The organism is Microcoleus sp. Pol7_A1, assembly GCF_036701085.1.
Taxonomy (GTDB): domain Bacteria; phylum Cyanobacteriota; class Cyanobacteriia; order Cyanobacteriales; family Microcoleaceae; genus Microcoleus; species Microcoleus asticus.
This window is the reverse complement of record NZ_JAUBQD010000055.1, coordinates 1-16,574: the sequence shown is the minus strand read 5'-3', so window position 1 is coordinate 16,574 and position 16,574 is coordinate 1. Positions and strand designations below refer to the sequence as shown.

Here is a 16,574-nt window from a genome sequence, read left to right as displayed (position 1 = left end):
TATATGCCTTAGTGCATACTCATGCAATACTGCAATTAATGCCGTTTTCCGCCAAAAACGCTACAGATCGTTAATTTAAGTCATTTAGGTATGATTTACGCTCATAAACCCGGTTTCTGCAAAAAATCTTGAGTTTGGCTTTGTTAGTACATTGTGGTCAATTGTAACAACTTTATAAATAAAAATAGCGCCTGAGTTCCCTCAGACGCCTACCATAAAATCAACAAATTGTCAACCCTAACCTAACCGTTCAAAGCCTCAGCACCGCCGCAAACTTCCAGGATTTCCTGAGTAATTGCCGCTTGCCGCGCCTTGTTATAAGTCAGCGTCAAACTACCGATCAAATCGCTAGCATTCTCACTAGCATTGTTCATCGCCGTCATCCGCGCCGCCAACTCGCTAGCAGCAGACTCTTGCAAAGCCCGCAGCAATTGGTTGTTCAAATACAAGGGCAAAAGAGCATCCAGAATTTGCGCCGGATCTTGCTCAAAAATCATGTCGCGGGGCAAACTCTTCTTAGTAGGTGCAGAAACCTTTTCGCGCGATACTTGAAACTCTCCGCCTTTGCTAGTCAAGCGGAATATTTCATCGTCTTGCACTTCAAAACCTTGGGGGTCGAGGGGCAGCAAAGTTTGAATTACCGGACGCGAACTAATTAGCGACACAAACTTGGTGTAAATTAGCTCAACTCTGTCCACAGTTCCCGACAGGAACAAAGAAAGCAATTCGTCAGCAATTTGCGCGGCTTCCGGTGCTGTGGGAATTTGTTCCAAGTTAGCGTAAGTAGCATCAATCGGCTGTTCGCGGCGCTGGAAATACTGAGTAGCTTTGCGTCCTACCAATACGTATTTGTAGTCTAACCCTTCAGCTTTGATTTCCTTAGCGCGATTTTCGGCGTATCTGATGATGTTGCTGTTGTAGCCGCCGCACAAACCCCGATCGCCCGAAACTACCAACAGTCCCACCGATCGCACTTCGCGTTTTTTCAGCAGCGGCGAATCCAAATTTTCAAACTGCAAGCGTTCCGCCAAACCGTACAATACCTCTGCCAGTCGATCGGCAAAAGGCCGAGTTGCAGTCACCTGTTCTTGAGCGCGGCGCACCTTAGCAGCGGCCACCAAGCGCATTGCTTCTGTAATCTTTTTAGTGTTCTTGACCGACTTAATGCGATCGCGAATAGTTTTCAGATTTGCCATAACTTTCTCCTTACATCCTTGCCCGCATCTTCTTAATTAAAACCGCAGATTAACGCAGAGTAACGCAGATCAACTTCAGATTATCTGCGTTAATCCGCGTTCATCTGCGGTTCAAAATTTCTACTTGTCTACGCAGAAACTAGAAAACTTTGCTTGTATTCAGTGATGCCTTCTTTCAGCAGCTTCTCAGCTTCATCAGTCAAGGCTTTTCCGCCTTGAACAATTTCGCCGTATTTCGGCTTGCTAGTCCGCAAATAGTCGCGCAAACCAACAGTAAACTTGCTGACTTTTTCCACAGGAATGTCATCCATGTAGCCGTTAATACCGGCATAGATTACAGCCACTTGTTCGTTCATCGGCAGAGGCGAACTTTGCGGCTGTTTCAACAGTTCCCGCAAGCGCTGACCGCGCGACAATTGATTCTGAGTAGCTTTATCCAAGTCAGAAGCAAACTGAGAAAATGCTGCCAGTTCTTCAAACTGCGCCAATTCCAGTTTCACCTTACCGGCTACTTTTTTCATCGCCTTAGTTTGAGCCGCCGAACCTACCCGCGATACCGAAATACCCGGGTTTACTGCGGGACGCAAACCAGCGTTAAACAAGTCAGAAGAAAGGAAGATTTGACCGTCGGTAATCGAAATTACGTTCGTCGGAATATAAGCAGAAACGTCACCAGCTTGGGTTTCGATAATTGGCAAAGCAGTCATGCTGCCTTCACCCAAATCGTCGCTCAATTTAGCAGCGCGTTCTAGCAAGCGAGAGTGCAGGTAAAACACGTCTCCGGGATAAGCTTCGCGACCGGGAGGACGGCGCAGCAAGAGCGACATTTGGCGGTAAGCTTGTGCTTGTTTGGAAAGGTCATCGTAAATGACCAAAGTGTGCTTGCCTTTGTACATGAAATACTCGGCTAAGCTAGCACCTGTGTAGGGAGCCAAGTATTGCAGGGTTGCGGGGTCGCTAGCGTTGGCTGCTACTACGATCGTGTAGTCCATCGCGCCCTTTTCTTGCAGGACGTTGACGATGTTAGCTACTGTAGAAGCTTTTTGACCGATCGCCACGTAAACGCAGATCACGTTTTCCGATTTTTGGTTAATAATCGTGTCGATCGCGATCGCAGTTTTACCGGTTTGTCTGTCACCGATAATCAGTTCCCGCTGTCCTCTTCCCACCGGAATCATCGCATCAATAGCGGTAATTCCTGTTTGCATCGGTTCGTAAACAGAACGGCGAGAAACAATCCCCGGTGCCGGAGATTCAATCAAGCGAGATTCAGTAGTTTTAATATCCCCTTTGCCGTCAATCGGACGGGCCAAAGCATCAACTACCCGTCCCAACATTGCTTCACCCACGGGGACTTCAGCAATTCTGCCAGTAGCTGTTACCACCGAACCTTCTTCGATGCCGAGTCCTTGTCCCATCAGCACAGCGCCGACGTTATCTTCTTCCAAGTTCAGTGCAATACCAACAGTGCCGTCGGCAAATTCTAGCAATTCCCCGGACATAGCTTTATCTAAGCCATAAATCCGGGCAATACCGTCGCCTACTTGCAGAACCGTACCGACGTTAGAAACTTTAACATCTTGGTCGTACTGCTCAATTTGCTGGCGAATAATGCTGCTAATTTCGTCTGGTCTGATTGCTGCCATGTCAGTTGTCAGTTATTATTTGTCAGTTGTCCGTTGTCAGTTGTCAATTGTCAGTTGTTCAAAACTACTAACAGTTAACCGCTAACTAAATTAGCTAATAGTTATCAGCTATTAACTATTAAGAATTCAAGCGAAATCCCAAGCGGCGCAATTGTCCTCGCAGGCTGGCATCAATCACTTGAGAGCCTACTTTAATCACGACTCCGCCGATTAAATCTGCGTCTATTTTGGTTTCAATTTCTACTTGCCTTGCGCTTGTCATCGCCTGCACTTTCTCGCGAACAGTTTGCTGCTGAGCGTCTGAAAGCGGGACAGCCGAGGTAACTTCCGCCAAAACAGTTTGGTTGAGTTCTCGGAGCTCGGTCAAGTATTTTTTGCCAATTCCTTCTAAAAAAAGAATCCGTCCTTTGTCTACTAACAGCCGCAAAAAGTTCCGCATCAACGGGTTCATTTCTGATCCCGCTATTCGATCGATTACGGCTTTTTTATCCTGCGGTTTCACCAGAGGACTGCCTAGAAACAGGCGGAGTTCCTCCGAATTTTCTAGCAGGTTCAGCAAGGAGCGGATATCTTCGCCGAACTGCTCTGAGAGGTTGTTAGACTTAGCCAGTGACATCAAAGCGGATGCGTAAGGCTGTAAGACTTCGGTGCTGACTTTACTCACTTTCTAGCCTCCCAGTAAGGCAATGCTGCGATCGATTAATTGGTGTTGAGCGTTTTCGTTCAAGCTAGTTTTTAGCTGGCCTTCCACCCTTTCTAATGCCATAGATACAACCGCCGATCTGAGTTGGGCGATCGCTCTTTCTCGATCTGCTTCCAACTCTTGACCCGCTGTTGCTTTCATGCGTTCAACTTCCTGCGCTGCCTGAGCTAGAATTGCTTCTTTGGCTTTCTTCGCATTTTCTTCAGCAGCGGATCGAATCCGTTCCGCTTCTGCTTGCGCTTGAGTCAATTTTTGCTGTTGCTCTGCTAGAGCTGCTGCTGCATCTTTTTGGCGAGTTTCTGCTTCTTTAATTGCCTCTTCGATGCCGGAGCGTCTTTCGCTGAGGATGTTCCCTAAAAAGCCGCGCCCGAAGTAAAACAGCAATCCAATAACAATGATCAGGTTAATCAGGTTGGTTTCTAAAATATCGAAATTTAAACCGAAACCACCTTCCCCGCTAGCTTCTGTGGCTAGCAATAAAACAGTCCCCATGATACTCTTCCATAATTGCGCGTGCAGGTTTGGTGAACCGATTTTAGATTTGAGCATTTACCCAAAATCTAAAACTGTTCGATCGAGCTATTTGACCAGTGCAGTGCCTAATAGCTTTTCAAGAATTTGTCGGCTCAGGACATCTACTTCTTGCTCCAGCGAGCGCATTGCCTCTTGTTTTTGTTGCTCAATCTCTTGTCCTGCCTTTTCTCGCGCCACTTGAGCTTCTTTTTGAGCCTCAGCTACTTTTGCCGACGCGATTTTTTGGCCATCTGCTTGAGCCGCAGCAATTACTGCTTGAGACTGTTTGCGAGTTTCTCCCAGTTTTTGTTCGTATTCCTGCGCTAATTTCTGAGCTTTCGCCAAGCGTTCCCCAGCAGACACTTGAGTGGTGCGAATGTATTCGTCCCGCTCGTCGAGCATCTTTGTCAGGGGCTTATAGAAAACAGCGTTCAGGACTACCATCAAAACTAGGAACTGCAACGCCATAAAAGGCAAAGTTGCATCAAAATCAAACACTTTTAGTTCCTCCTTTGTTTTGGGGCGGAAAGACATCCGCCCCTTTTTGCAGTCCTTCAGTATTAAGCGAAGGGATTAGCAAACAGCAGCACCAATGCAATAACCAGACCGTAGATGGTCAGGGATTCCATGAATGCTAAGCTCAGCAGGAGAGTCCCGCGAATTTTGCCTTCTGCTTCCGGCTGGCGGGCAATACCTTCTACTGCTTGACCCGAGGCATTACCTTGACCGATGCCAGGTCCGATCGCGCCCAAACCAATAGCTAAACCTGCGGCGATAACTGAAGCAGCAGCAACTGTCGGATTCATGATAAATTTCCTTAACTTTGTGTACAGATTGAAAAACAGATAGTGCGTAATTGGTAATTGGTAATTGGTAATTAGTCATCATTCATTAGTCATTGGACTGCTGATTTCTGACATATCGCTATTAGCCATTAACCAATTCCAGAGTGTTAATCGTGGTGTTCGTCGCCGTGTCCTTCCAATGCTTCGTGAATGTAAGCTCCTGCCAAGGTGGCAAATACCAAAGCTTGAATCGCACTGGTAAACAGACCCAACATCATTACGGGCAGAGGTACAAACAGGGGAACTAACAGCACCAGCACCGCTACCACTAATTCATCCGCTAAAATGTTACCAAATAAACGGAAACTTAGGGAAAGAGGCTTGGTGAAATCTTCCAAGATGGCGATCGGCAACAAAATTGGGGTTGGTTCGATGTACTTAGTAAAGTAACCCAAACCCCGCCTGCTGAAACCCGCATAAAAATATGCCAGAGAAGTCAGCAAAGCAAGTGCTACCGTCGTGTTGATGTCGTTGGTCGGAGCAGCTAGTTCGCCTTCTGGCAACCTAATTAGTTTCCAAGGAACTAAGGCCCCCGACCAATTCGATACAAAAATAAACAGGAACAAAGTGCCAATAAATGGCAGCCAGGGACGGTACTCTTTCTCGCCGAGTTGATTTCTAGCCAAGTCTCGAATGAATTCTAAGGCGTACTCCATGAAATTTTGCATTCCGCGCGGAATTCTCTGCATATTGCGAGTTGCCGCCAGGGAAGCTATCAGGAGGAGAGCAATCACAATCCAGGAGGTGATGAATACCTGCCCGTGAACTTTGAGATTGCCTATGTGCCAGTAGAAATGCTTGCCAACTTCCAACACAGCGAAGGGAAGAGCATTAAAGGCATTTAAGACATTTAGCATTTCCATTCACAAGAAGTTCACACAGTGGAGGGTTCACCGACTGCCTGACCCATTGACGGGATCGGGAATGAACAGGCTTTGCAGCATATAAAACACGAGCGCGCCCTTATATGTCAGAAATCCCAAAAATACGGGCAAAATGTGTAGCTGATTCCACTGAGTTGCTACTACAATCAACCCAATAAATACAGCCAACCGATTTTTACTCAGACTCCTCTTTTGCGGGCCGAGGCGCTCAACGTCTTTGGCCAACATTCTCAAGTAAACCACACCTACGATCGCCCCAATCAAGTAATTTAGGGCAATGTTGAGCGAATAAAAAATCCACACAGAGATAAAAATTATTCCCGTGAAAGCGAGTGTGACTACAAACAACTGTTGCTGAAGTTTGTAGAAATCTTGCATAGCATCAGTGGACTCCGGTTCGGACGAACCTGTCTGAGAGATGTCCTGCGTTTGGGCGGTGGATGCGCGAGATTGATCTGACAAGGTTACTTGACTTTCAAAGCAGTCGGTGTTAGTTGACTCCCACTACAATTAATTCGGTTGAAACCGTCTTGTAGCGACAAGTGTGACAAACGTTACAGATCGCACACTTCACATCGAATAATACCACGTGCAGGTAACATAACTTAAAAAAAATGAATTTTTTGATGGGTTTCTCAGAACGGTCTGCCTGAGCCACTTGACCTGGAGCGGCAAGGGTGCCGAACCTTTCCCAAGCCTGAAGCTAGAAAGCTTTTATGCAGATAGCCGCAGATTTTATGAATATTTATAATGTTGTCGCGATCGCCCGTCTTCTGGACTCAACTTTAGCACTTTTGCGGCGATAGCGATGAACGGTGAGGTTCTAACCAGCAACCAGCGTCAATCACTGCGGTCGAAACTACTCCCAGTTGGTGAGGGCAGCGGGGTACGGGATCGTTCTCCAGCCAGATGGGGGTACCGTCATCGGTTCGTAGCAAGCAACATTATCAAGGGTTCCAGGCTGTGCTTTGAACTCAACTTGTTGTCCGGGCCGATACCCGAATGCTTTGTCCCAGTCTACATCTTCACAGAAGTCCACGATCGGCTTTCTGTAATTAGTAGTCTTTGATACTGATTTTAGAGGCGAGATCTGAAAATAGCCAGCATTTAGTAGTTTTAGATACAAAAAATAACTTGACACGAGTTTATGTACAGGCGGTTCGTGCAGTCTTGTGCGGGACTCTTAGCCAGAGTACGAACTAGAGGCAGGGCAAGAGACCTATGATTCTACGAGGTGAAATTCTTTAACAGCCGGGATAAAGTTTCTATTTTCGTGGCTCGATCGACTAAGCTTAATCAAAGCAAATCGCTGTAGAGGGTGCAAATTCGCCCATTGTGCCAAAGAAATGGTCACGCCGAGCTCTTGCGCTTTTGCAGAAACCGACTCCGGTACAGTTGCAGCATCCATCCACGGGGGATTTTGATCAACCGCCAAATCTGTTCCCGGTTTGCCTGTGTGTAGAATTAATACTTGGTTTAGATGTTCTCGGTAATCGATAATTTCTGCTGGTGTCAAGCAAGGTTTCTCTACAAGGATTTCACGTTCTGCTTGAGTAAAATGATTCCAATCCTGCAACTTTAATTTAATACCGCAAGTATCTAACTTGAGACGTACCTGCATCGGAATGCAGCGCAGAGCTTCCACAAAATCAGCTTCAAATTCAAAAAACATAAATCTACCAATTTTAGATTTTAGATTAGAGATTTTAGATTTACTCAACAGCCGGGAGCTGGGGGCTTGTATCCCTCAATTGTATTTTAGATTTTAGATTAGAGATTTTAGATTTACTCTACAGGCGGTAGCTGGGGGCTTGTATCCCTTTTTGGATGATATCAATTGTATTTTAGATTAGAGATTTTAGATTAGAGATTACTCTACAGCCGATAATTGCAGAAAATCGAGTCAGCATTTATAATTAAATAATATTACAAAGTATTGACATGAATCCCGTAGACTACCTTCGGATTAGCTTGATAGACCGCTGCAACTTCCGCTGTCTCTACTGTATGCCGGAAGGTAGCGAGTTGGACTATGTATTGCAGCAGCAGTTGTTAACTCACTCGGAATTGCTAACTCTGCTGCGCGAAGTTTTTATACCCGTGGGATTTACCAAGTTTCGCTTGACTGGAGGGGAACCGCTGCTGCGGCCTGGGGTGGTGGAATTGGTGAGGTCGATCGCCTCAATGCCGGAAACCCGAGATTTATCCATGACAACCAACGGATTTTTGCTCGCCGGAATGGCCGAAAATCTCTACAGTGCTGGTTTGCGCCGGATTAATATTAGTTTGGATTCCTTGGAACCGGAGACTTTTGATAAAATAATTGGCAGTCGGGGACGTTCTCGATGGACGCAGGTTTGGGAGGGAATTCAAGCGGCTTATCAAGCAGGATTCGACCCGCTGAAACTGAATGTTGTGGTAATTCCCGGTGTGAATGACGGCGAAATATTGGATTTAGCGGCGTTAACAATTAACCGGAATTGGCACGTTCGATTTATTGAGTTTATGCCGATCGGGAATGGGGATTTATTTGGCGATAAAGGTTGGGTAGCATCAGCCGAATTGCGGCAACAAATTAGCGAGAAATACGGGTTAGCAGACTCGGGAGTGCGCGGTAACGGGCCGGCGGATGTGTTTCAAATTCCGGGGGCGAAGGGTACTTTAGGATTTATCAGCCAAATGTCCGAGTGTTTTTGCGATCGCTGCAACCGAATGCGTTTGTCTGCGGACGGGTGGCTGCGGCCTTGTCTGCTGAACGAAACCGGTCAAATTGACTTAAAAACTGCTCTCCGCAGCGGGACTCCTACAAGCGAATTGCGCGATCGAGTGCAGCAGATATTGAATATTAAACCGGAGATTAATTTCAAGCAGCGGGATTCCGGAACTACTCAAGGAAATTACAGCCGCACAATGTCTCAAATCGGCGGCTAATTATCTGATTATGCTATTGCTGTAGCCGGTACTGATGCACCTCTGCCTAACTTTTCCCAATCGGGTGTCACAGGCTGGTAAGTGCAATAACATACAACAATTCGCTGGTTGGTATCAAAGGATGAGAATTGGTTGATACTGGTGACAACCCAGTCGCCATCACGTCCATGAGTGATGCCGCTGCTTGTTTCTGGTTCCATTTGAGCATACTCCCGAATGCGATCGCCTACTTGGGGCAACACGCCAGAACTGTCCCACTCTTCATGTAGGATATCTGTTAAAGAAGTCCCCGGCATCAACTGACGGTTTTCCCATCCAGTCGCGTCCATAGACTCGGATTTATAAACAATCCAGGTTTCATTTGTCATTGTGGGTTTCTGCTATATACAACATGGTTTCATGCTACGACAAGAGCAGTATACTCTCTGTTTCTCTATCTCCAAACTCACTAATGATGTCGAATTCATCTTGTAGCATTTGAACAATTTTAGATGTTGAGCAATTGCCAACACGGAGATAAATAAATTTGGGAGGATGACCGTAAAGTAAACTCCGTTGATGAAAGTCAGAATCTTTGGAAACAATCACAAAATCATTTGTCTTTGCATATTCCCAAATTTCTGCATCATCAGTATTTGTCAGTCCTAATGTTTTGACATGAACAGAATCGGGATACAAACCGATAATTCTCTGAAGAATTCGGTCAAAGAGGTTTTCGTCGAATAGCAGTTTCACAGGGATGCCACAAATAACTTTTTCTCACGATCTGCTGCAAAAGCAAGGCAGGCTTTGATGTCGGCAGAAGTTAGTTCTGAAAAATCTTCCAGAATTTCTGCTTCCGTCATGCCACCTGCGAGATATTCTAAGATGTCGTAGACGGTGATTCGCATTCCCCGAATACATGGTTTGCCACTGCGTTTTCCCGGTTCAATTGTGATGATGTCGTGGTAGTCCATAAAGCAATATTTTGTACTAATAAGCGTAATTATAACTGCAAATAATCCTGGTTTGTTTAGGTCAGGATTTCAGGTTTGAGCAAGTAGTGAGAAAAAAAGAACCCTGACGTGAAAAGTAGCCAAGGCCGATCAGTTTCCATTCAATTAGTTTCCCCAGCGAGTGGGGACGAGAAAGAGACGAGACGCAATACCTGAGTTAGGGAGTTTATTTGAGTTTCCATTCAATTAGTTTCCCCAGCGAGTGGGGACATTAGGTAATCTATTCTACATATCACCTACCAGAGTGTTTCCATTCAATTAGTTTCCCCAGCGAGTGGGGACTCCTGCATTCTAAATCCCATACAGGGCAAAGTGTCCAGAGGCGATTTGCGAGGCTCAGGGATTTTTTTCAGAAATCGCACCACTACTCGTTCAGAAAAATAGCTGAAACCCTTACCCAGTAATGCTGCGAGGCTCGGGACGCAAAAATTGCCTTTGAGCTATTTTACCGCGAGCCTCGCAATACCAGCTAAATAATCGCTGGCTCAGGTGCTTTTGTCACACCTACGCTTTGCGCTTCCGACGGCGAATCAGCACACTCATTACTTGCTTCGGATTAGCTGCACGTTGTACGGGACTCCAATCGCCGACTTGGGCAAATCCCAGGCGGTACAAAGTGAGTATGGTTTCCCTGACACCCGATTGCGAACCTGTCACCGTTACACACACCACATCCTGTTCCGATTCTGCTGCTGAGTCGTCATTTTGCCGATCCTCTTCGAGGGCTTCGCTAACGAATTTGTTGTCGTCAGGCAAGAATTCCTGTGACATAATTATGTTCTCCTGGTTTTAGGTTTTCTAGAAAAACCCAAAAACCCAGCCGCCCCGCTTTTCAACACATAGCAGGGCGGCTACAGAGAGTGTTATCATACTCCGTTAGCCTCCAGACTGCTTGTCCCAGTTTGGCGGTTAGCTGTCCATTGCTGTTGGTAGCAGCTTTGGGCAGTGCAACTAGATTTTTGGGCGACGCCGGCTACTTCCTCTACAAGCAAAGCAACCTCTAACTTCAAAGCGTAGCCGCAGACGGGGGCCTGTGTCAATCCATGTTGGATTTTGGATTTTACGGGAAGTTACCCACAATCAGGAGACGGCAGTGCCGTTTCCCTACAGTTAATCTGGCGATGGTTACATCTGTTGCGACGGGGATCGATCGATTATTTTGGGGTAGGGAAACGGCATTGCCGTGTCCTCAATTCCCCTGTTGTCGATTGTTATATCCGATCGGACGGTGTTAGCAAAATTAGCTGTTTTGACAAGATCGATCGCACTTCATCCAATCCAATCTCCACATTCCCTAAAATCTCCCCAACAGTCTTCTCTCCTTTACCTTGTCCAGGCGAGGTTCCCTCTTTCTCCCCCCCTTGATAAGGGAGTACACAACCTTGCAAAAACTCAAATTCAGCACTTGACAAATTGATCAATTGGTAGTTGCAATCAAACACTTGTTGACTAGGCCAACCGTGCATACAACTACTCAACTCTGGAATTGCCGCCAAAAGTGCCCGATCGTCCGACCAATCAATTTTATTAACAGGCTTTTTGCCCAAGAAAAACTCGTAATGAGTGATTTCCGTATCCAACAATTCAATTAATCGATAAAGCTCTCGTTCCGTCAAACCCTCAGCTCTTTCTATCAATTCCGGCGCTTTCCCCAAAAGTCTTTCTAACTGCCAATATCCCGGATTTGAGAAACCAAGAAATTCCAATCCCGAAGCGTCAATTAACTCGAACAAAGTCTCAATATTGTAGTCAATTTCCTGCGGGTGAACGTACATATCAGCAAAACATTCGTCCCGCTGATTTTCTCCTGCCCAACGCTGTTTTTCGTACTTGACAAGACGGTTGTTTTCTGGTAAAGAAGCAAAGATTTGACGACCGACTTTGACGCCATCGGGATAGTCACCTTTTTTCGGGCCTTGAAGAAGTCCGATCGCCCTTTGCATGAGTTGAATTTCCCAGCGTCCGAGCTCAGCATACACAAAAATGTGCATCAAACCGCCCTCCGCCAACTTCGCCGCCAGCGCTTGAATGCCCCGGATCGGATCGGGTAAGTGGTGCAGCACGCCCACGCAGTTGATCAAATCAAACTCGCCCTCTAACTCGGCGGCATCGTACAGGCTGAGGTGGCGAAAATCAGCTTCGCGCGCTCCCGATCGCCGACAGCGTTCTTGTGCTACCTTCAAAGCACCTTCACTCAGGTCGATGGCCGTTACCGAAGCTTCAGGATTGAGGTGAATCAGATAATCGGTGCTCGAACCAGTGCCGCAGCCAGCATCTAAAATCCGAACATCTAGTTTTCGCGGCTTTTGGCCTGTGCAAAAATTGTAAGCATCAGGCCAACTCCAGCGCCAGTTGTACCCTGGAGGCGGTTCATCTGACAAAGGATCGGGCGGGAAAGGGAAAGTATCGTACAGCCGCCGCACGGCAGCACTGATATCAGGCGTAGTATCCATAGGTGAGGTAATAGTGCGTGAGTTTTGAGATTGGTTGTCAGTAGCTACGGGCGAACAGCGCTACGCGATGCACTTCTATTGCTTCGTTACTCGCAACCAAAGTGTCGCTCCGTCAAGTTGGGCAAGCCTGAAAGAAAGGGATCGGGCGATCGACTAACCCCTGATAGCCAAGCCCTGACAGCTTCTGCGTAATAAAACTTATCATTTTTTCTCATATACGCTCTCTTAAATCTATACAATAAATCTCGGCAGGCTTTTTAACAAACAAGGACTGCCAATAACCCACCGCTGAGCTTTCGGGTAAAGCGGAGGCGTCTCTCAAGAGAGCAAGAGGCCCAGAAAAAGGCAGAAGAAAATTTTAGATTTTCTTTTCCCTTAATTGACGGCACTTCCTGCAATCGCCCAAAGGCAACTCTCCTGCCAAGTCTTTGTTTCCACGGGTTTACGGGCGGAGCTCCGCGGAGGGAGTGCCCCCTGCCTGCCTTCGGGTCGGACATTTGCCGGCAGGAAGAAAGATGAAACCAAAACATTTTAATCTAAGAAAGTAAGCGCGCCCGAACCTCGTGACAGGTAAAGGCAAAAAGTAAACAAAGCAAAAATACCTAATTTTACCTGCATGAGAAGGCAAGGTTAGTCTGGGTAAATGCTTCAACGATTTAGATAGGGAGCTAAGGAGTCTAATGACTGTAAAGGCAAGTGGTGGAAGCTCAGTTGCACGTCCGCAACTATATCAAACTGTACCAGTCGCAACAATTTCGCAAGCAGAACAGCAAGACCGCTTTCTACAGCGGGGCGAACTCAGCGAACTGGCAAGTTATTTCAGTTCAGGGGCTCTTCGGATCGCGATTTCTGAGACGCTGACCCAAAACTCGGAACTGATTGTATCTCGCGCAGCCAACCGGATTTTTACCGGCGGTTCTCCGCTGGCATTTTTGGAAAGACCACAAGAACCTGCGATGGCTGTAGCAGGCGCGGCTCGCGGCGGCTCGGGGAATGTCTCTGAAGGCATGAAACTGGGAACAGTTACCTACGTTGAAGGTCGCGCAGGCGGCGGTGGCAACGGCTCAGGCGGCGGCGGATTCTTGGGGCTGGGAAATCTGTTTTCTGGCAACGGTGGCGGCTACAACGGCCCAATCCCAGCAGGATTTCAGCCGATCAATGTCTCGCGCTACGGCCCGGGCAACATGACCAAATCTCTGCGGGACTTGAGCTGGTTTTTGCGCTACATCACCTACGCGATCGTAGCTGGCGACCCGAATATTATTTCGGTGAACGTGCGCGGATTGCGGGAAATCATCGAAAATGCTTGCTCTTCGGCGGCCACAATTGTGGCAATGCAGGAAATGAAGGCAGCATCTTTGGGCTATTTCAGAAACAATGCAGAGGCCGCGGCGATCGTCGGACAATATTTCGAGGTAGCGATTACCGAATTCAAAGCTCCCACACCTTCAGACAAGGTGCGGCAGCGCGAAAGCAACGACCAGCAAGGGCTGCAACTGCCTCAAATCTACTTCAACGCAGCCGAGCGACGGTCGAAATTCGTCATGAAAACCGGCCTGTCATCGGCAGAAAAGCTAGAAATAATCAAAGCAGCTTACCGCCAAGTATTCGAGCGCGACATTAGCCGCGCATACAGCCAAAGCATTTCTGACCTGGAATCCAAGGTCAAAAACGGCGAAATCTCGATGAAAGAGTTTATCCGCCGGTTGGGTAAATCTCCTCTGTACCGCCAGCAATTCTACGAGCCGTTTGTCAACAGCCGTGCTGTAGAATTGGCCGCCCGTCACTTCCTAGGCCGCGGTTTGAGCTCGCGGGAGGAGTTCAGCAAGTATTTTGCGATCGTCACTAAAGGCGGTCTGGCAGCTCTCGTAGACGCGATGGTTTATTCTCAGGAATATTCCGACTACTTCGGGGAAGAAACCGTGCCTTACCTGCGCGGTTTGGGTCAAGAAGCTCAGGAATGTCGCAACTGGGGCCCGCAAATTGATTTGTTCAATTTCAGCGCTCCGTTCCGCAAGGTTCCTCAGTTCATCACCTTGTTTGCGGGCTACACTCAGCCGCTACCAGACCAGCACGTTTACGGTGTTGGCAATGACCCCTTAGAAATTCAGTTCGGCGCGATTTTCCCGCAAGAAACTCGCAACCCCAAGAACCGTCCAGCTCCCTTCGGCAAAGACACTCGCCGTATCCTGATCCGTCAAGGTGCGGGGATTGACAATCAGTTGAGCAATCCGGCGGCTCGCGGTGCTGCTCCTGGTTCTCTGGGCCCCAAGGTCTTTAAATTAGACCAGTTACCGAGCAACTATGTTGCTTCCAAGAAAACTGCCCGCGGTGTCTCTAGCAGCTACAGCAACAGTTCCAGTGTCAAATATACCGAAAGTTCCACTCAAGCGGTGATTCGGGCTGCTTACCTGCAAGTGTTCGGTCGCGACGTGTTCGACGGCCAGCGCCAAAAGGTGGCGGAAATTAAGCTGGAAAACGGCGACATTCCGATGCGCGAGTTTATTCGGATGTTGGCGAAGTCAGACGTGTTCCGCAATATGTACTGGAGCAAGCTTTACGTTTGTAAGGCGATCGAGTACATTCACCGCCGACTCCTGGGACGCCCTACCTACGGCCGCCAAGAAATGAACGCTTACTTTGACATTTGCGCCAAGAAGGGTTTCTACGCGCTGGTCGATGGCATCATCGACAGTCTGGAGTACAACGAAGCTTTCGGGGAAGATACAGTGCCCTACGAGCGCTACGTAACTCCCGCAGGTTTGTCGATGCGGACGATGCGATCGAGTTCCGTCGCTGACCAAAATCTCCAAGCTCAGATTGCGGACACGCCTCGGTTTATCGAACTCGGTGTAGCAGGCGATCGGGGCGATTTGGATCTGCAAAATCGGATTGCTCAAGGTGTCAGCAAGCGACGCGAACAAACTAAGGTTTTCAAGCTGACGACTACTTCGGACAAGGTAGCTTTGAAAACTTTAATTCAAGCTGCTTACCGTCAAGTTTTTGAACGCGACTTGAATCCCTACGTTGTGAAGAATGAATTCACGGCGCTCGAAAGCAAACTTGGCAACAATGAAATCAATCTCAAGGAGTTCATTGAAGCTTTAGGTTGTTCCTCGCTGTACGTCAAACAGTTCTACGCACCTTATCCAAATACTAAGGTGATTGAGTTGGGCACAAAGCACTTCTTGGGCCGCGCTCCTCGCAATCAAGCGGAGATTCGGACTTACAACCAAATCTTGGCAAGTAAAGGGATTAAGGGCTTTATCAACGCGATGTTGAACAGCGTTGAATATGCTGATGCTTTTGGTGAGGATACTGTTCCTTACCGCCGCTTTCCGACTCTACCGGCTGCTAATTTCCCGAATACTGAAAGACTGTACAACCAGTTGACTAAGCAGAATGGTGAAATTGTGGTTCCGAGTTTTGAGCCTGCGGCTGCGATCGACAGAAGCTAGATTGATTTGATGTTTGAGATGTTAAATTGCTGTTAATTTAACGTCTCAAATTAGTTGAAGGGCTGGTGTAGTTACCAGCCCTTTTTTTGGTATAATTTGGGGATTTTTAACCGCAGATACACGCACATGAACAGAATATAAAAGTTTTATTTGATTGGGGATAAAGAGTTTTTTAAATAACCGCAGAGGGCGCAGAGACCGCAGATTTAGGGAAGAGAGAGTGTGCTAAAAAATCCGGTTTTTACCAAAATAAGAGATTTAGCAACGATAAATATAGGAAGAAACCGAATTGTTGAATAAAGCGTGGGTAAGCCCTAATTTAATCAAACTGCTACGATTCTAGCATCCGTTTTATTTTTTGCCGTTGTTTTTTCTAACTTTCAAGTTTACGTTGTTGCGATCGAGAGGCTGGTCACAGGTCAAAACCAGGCTTCAGCAGGTGTACGCGAACGAATGGTAAGATTTATGGAAAATAGCACTGTCAGTCGATTTTAGATTTTAGATTTTAGATTTTAGATTTACTACACACATGAATCTGGGAGATTGAATAAGAGTCTAAAACTTTGATCTCTCTACGACTGTTGTCCTTCGCAAGTATCCGTTTTTGCTCGGGGTCAAATCTGCTGAATCGGTGCAGCAAACAGTTTTAAATTTGCCACTGGATTTGCTGCTGCAATTAGATTTGAGGTTTGAGCTTTGAGCCAATCTGGACTTGATAATTGCATCGGGGGGGTGCAAGTACCCGCCCTTTCTACATTCGGTTAACCGTACTAAAATAGCCACTTTGACGCGAGAACATTACCGCCAACTCTTCGTCTTTGATTTCAATATACAAAATCGCGATCGTCACAGACAGAGCGATTGGCTAGTTATCTATAGCAATCCTAAATCATTATCATGATTGTGATACAATTATATGCAATACTTGATTGTGACCATAAAAAAATGAA

18 protein-coding genes are annotated in these 16,574 nt (G+C 47.0%); 2 read left to right on the top strand and 16 right to left on the bottom strand.

Annotated features, from left to right (window positions below; all coding sequences use genetic code 11):
- Positions 1-242: 242 nt before the first annotated feature.
- The 10 genes from QUA20_RS24560 to QUA20_RS24515 form a co-directional block, all read right to left on the bottom strand.
- A complete protein-coding gene (locus QUA20_RS24560; RefSeq protein WP_172184545.1) occupies positions 243-1,196 on the bottom strand; it encodes a F0F1 ATP synthase subunit gamma in 954 nt (317 codons plus the stop codon).
- Positions 1,197-1,324: 128 nt separating this feature from the next.
- The gene (gene atpA / locus QUA20_RS24555; protein WP_172184543.1) at positions 1,325-2,842 is read right to left on the bottom strand and encodes a F0F1 ATP synthase subunit alpha; all 1,518 of its coding nucleotides are present in this window, start codon (positions 2,840-2,842) and stop codon (positions 1,325-1,327) included.
- A 118-nt stretch (positions 2,843-2,960) separates the two neighbouring features.
- Positions 2,961-3,506 (bottom strand): ATP synthase F1 subunit delta, encoded by a 546-nt coding sequence (atpH, locus tag QUA20_RS24550; RefSeq protein WP_172184541.1) that lies wholly within the window; start codon positions 3,504-3,506, stop codon positions 2,961-2,963.
- A gap of 3 nt (positions 3,507-3,509) precedes the next feature.
- Positions 3,510-4,037, bottom strand: coding sequence for a F0F1 ATP synthase subunit B (locus tag QUA20_RS24545; protein WP_172184539.1), 528 nt, complete (start codon positions 4,035-4,037; stop codon positions 3,510-3,512).
- Positions 4,038-4,124: 87 nt separating this feature from the next.
- Complete coding sequence (locus tag QUA20_RS24540; protein ID WP_333191905.1) at positions 4,125-4,592, bottom strand: F0F1 ATP synthase subunit B'; 468 nt, start codon at positions 4,590-4,592, stop codon at positions 4,125-4,127.
- Between the two features lie 26 nt (positions 4,593-4,618).
- The gene (atpE, locus tag QUA20_RS24535; protein ID WP_172184535.1) at positions 4,619-4,864 is read right to left on the bottom strand and encodes an ATP synthase F0 subunit C; all 246 of its coding nucleotides are present in this window, start codon (positions 4,862-4,864) and stop codon (positions 4,619-4,621) included.
- A 146-nt stretch (positions 4,865-5,010) separates the two neighbouring features.
- Positions 5,011-5,766 carry a F0F1 ATP synthase subunit A gene (gene atpB, locus QUA20_RS24530; RefSeq protein ID WP_333191903.1) on the bottom strand — a complete coding sequence of 252 codons (756 nt, stop codon included), beginning with the start codon at positions 5,764-5,766 and terminating at the stop codon, positions 5,011-5,013.
- A 27-nt stretch (positions 5,767-5,793) separates the two neighbouring features.
- Positions 5,794-6,249, bottom strand: a complete 456-nt coding sequence (locus QUA20_RS24525; RefSeq protein ID WP_172184531.1) for an ATP synthase subunit I — start codon at positions 6,247-6,249, stop codon at positions 5,794-5,796.
- 397 nt (positions 6,250-6,646) lie between these two features.
- Complete coding sequence (locus QUA20_RS24520; protein WP_333191899.1) at positions 6,647-6,826, bottom strand: hypothetical protein; 180 nt, start codon at positions 6,824-6,826, stop codon at positions 6,647-6,649.
- A 180-nt stretch (positions 6,827-7,006) separates the two neighbouring features.
- Positions 7,007-7,459, bottom strand: coding sequence for a nitrate reductase associated protein (locus QUA20_RS24515; protein WP_333191896.1), 453 nt, complete (start codon positions 7,457-7,459; stop codon positions 7,007-7,009).
- A gap of 269 nt (positions 7,460-7,728) precedes the next feature.
- On the opposite strand from QUA20_RS24515, the gene moaA reads away from it, so the two are divergent.
- On the top strand, positions 7,729-8,718 hold the full coding sequence (moaA, locus tag QUA20_RS24510; RefSeq protein ID WP_333191893.1) for a GTP 3',8-cyclase MoaA: 990 nt from the start codon (positions 7,729-7,731) through the stop codon (positions 8,716-8,718).
- An 8-nt stretch (positions 8,719-8,726) separates the two neighbouring features.
- On the opposite strand, the gene QUA20_RS24505 is transcribed toward moaA, so the two are convergent.
- The 6 genes from QUA20_RS24505 to QUA20_RS24480 all read right to left on the bottom strand — a co-directional run bounded on the left by QUA20_RS24505 (position 8,727) and on the right by QUA20_RS24480 (position 12,166).
- Positions 8,727-9,086, bottom strand: coding sequence for a hypothetical protein (locus QUA20_RS24505; protein WP_333191891.1), 360 nt, complete (start codon positions 9,084-9,086; stop codon positions 8,727-8,729).
- 34 nt (positions 9,087-9,120) lie between these two features.
- Positions 9,121-9,453, bottom strand: a complete 333-nt coding sequence (locus QUA20_RS24500) for a DUF5615 family PIN-like protein (RefSeq protein ID WP_333191888.1) — start codon at positions 9,451-9,453, stop codon at positions 9,121-9,123.
- A complete protein-coding gene (locus QUA20_RS24495) occupies positions 9,450-9,674 on the bottom strand; it encodes a DUF433 domain-containing protein (protein WP_106332354.1) in 225 nt (74 codons plus the stop codon). The genes QUA20_RS24500 and QUA20_RS24495 overlap by 4 nt, the downstream gene beginning before the upstream one ends.
- 543 nt (positions 9,675-10,217) lie before the next feature.
- Entirely contained in the window at positions 10,218-10,484 is a 267-nt protein-coding gene (locus QUA20_RS24490; RefSeq protein WP_333191886.1) for a hypothetical protein, read from the bottom strand.
- A gap of 95 nt (positions 10,485-10,579) precedes the next feature.
- Complete coding sequence (locus tag QUA20_RS24485) at positions 10,580-10,753, bottom strand: hypothetical protein (RefSeq protein WP_333191884.1); 174 nt, start codon at positions 10,751-10,753, stop codon at positions 10,580-10,582.
- Between the two features lie 171 nt (positions 10,754-10,924).
- Positions 10,925-12,166: a class I SAM-dependent methyltransferase gene (locus tag QUA20_RS24480; protein WP_333191883.1), complete on the bottom strand. Its 1,242-nt coding sequence runs from the start codon at positions 12,164-12,166 to the stop codon at positions 10,925-10,927.
- Between the two features lie 680 nt (positions 12,167-12,846).
- On the opposite strand from QUA20_RS24480, the gene QUA20_RS24475 reads away from it, so the two are divergent.
- Positions 12,847-15,624 carry a phycobilisome rod-core linker polypeptide gene (locus tag QUA20_RS24475; protein ID WP_333191882.1) on the top strand — a complete coding sequence of 926 codons (2,778 nt, stop codon included), beginning with the start codon at positions 12,847-12,849 and terminating at the stop codon, positions 15,622-15,624.
- Positions 15,625-16,574 lie beyond the last annotated feature (950 nt).

Bases quoted from the DNA above. Each gene is read 5' to 3' on its own strand.
- QUA20_RS24540 (WP_333191905.1), bottom strand. From the start codon at position 4,592: ATGTCTTTCCGCCCCAAAACAAAGGAGGAACTAAAAGTGTTTGATTTT.
- atpE (WP_172184535.1), bottom strand. From the start codon at position 4,864: ATGAATCCGACAGTTGCTGCTGCTTCAGTTATCGCCGCAGGTTTAGCT.
- QUA20_RS24545 (WP_172184539.1), bottom strand. From the start codon at position 4,037: ATGGGGACTGTTTTATTGCTAGCCACAGAAGCTAGCGGGGAAGGTGGT.
- atpB (WP_333191903.1), bottom strand. From the start codon at position 5,766: ATGGAAATGCTAAATGTCTTAAATGCCTTTAATGCTCTTCCCTTCGCT.
- QUA20_RS24475 (WP_333191882.1), top strand. From the start codon at position 12,847: ATGACTGTAAAGGCAAGTGGTGGAAGCTCAGTTGCACGTCCGCAACTA.
- QUA20_RS24495 (WP_106332354.1), bottom strand. From the start codon at position 9,674: ATGGACTACCACGACATCATCACAATTGAACCGGGAAAACGCAGTGGC.
- moaA (WP_333191893.1), top strand. From the start codon at position 7,729: ATGAATCCCGTAGACTACCTTCGGATTAGCTTGATAGACCGCTGCAAC.
- QUA20_RS24480 (WP_333191883.1), bottom strand. From the start codon at position 12,166: ATGGATACTACGCCTGATATCAGTGCTGCCGTGCGGCGGCTGTACGAT.
- QUA20_RS24515 (WP_333191896.1), bottom strand. From the start codon at position 7,459: ATGTTTTTTGAATTTGAAGCTGATTTTGTGGAAGCTCTGCGCTGCATT.
- atpA (WP_172184543.1), bottom strand. From the start codon at position 2,842: ATGGCAGCAATCAGACCAGACGAAATTAGCAGCATTATTCGCCAGCAA.
- QUA20_RS24505 (WP_333191891.1), bottom strand. From the start codon at position 9,086: ATGACAAATGAAACCTGGATTGTTTATAAATCCGAGTCTATGGACGCG.
- QUA20_RS24490 (WP_333191886.1), bottom strand. From the start codon at position 10,484: ATGTCACAGGAATTCTTGCCTGACGACAACAAATTCGTTAGCGAAGCC.
- QUA20_RS24560 (WP_172184545.1), bottom strand. From the start codon at position 1,196: ATGGCAAATCTGAAAACTATTCGCGATCGCATTAAGTCGGTCAAGAAC.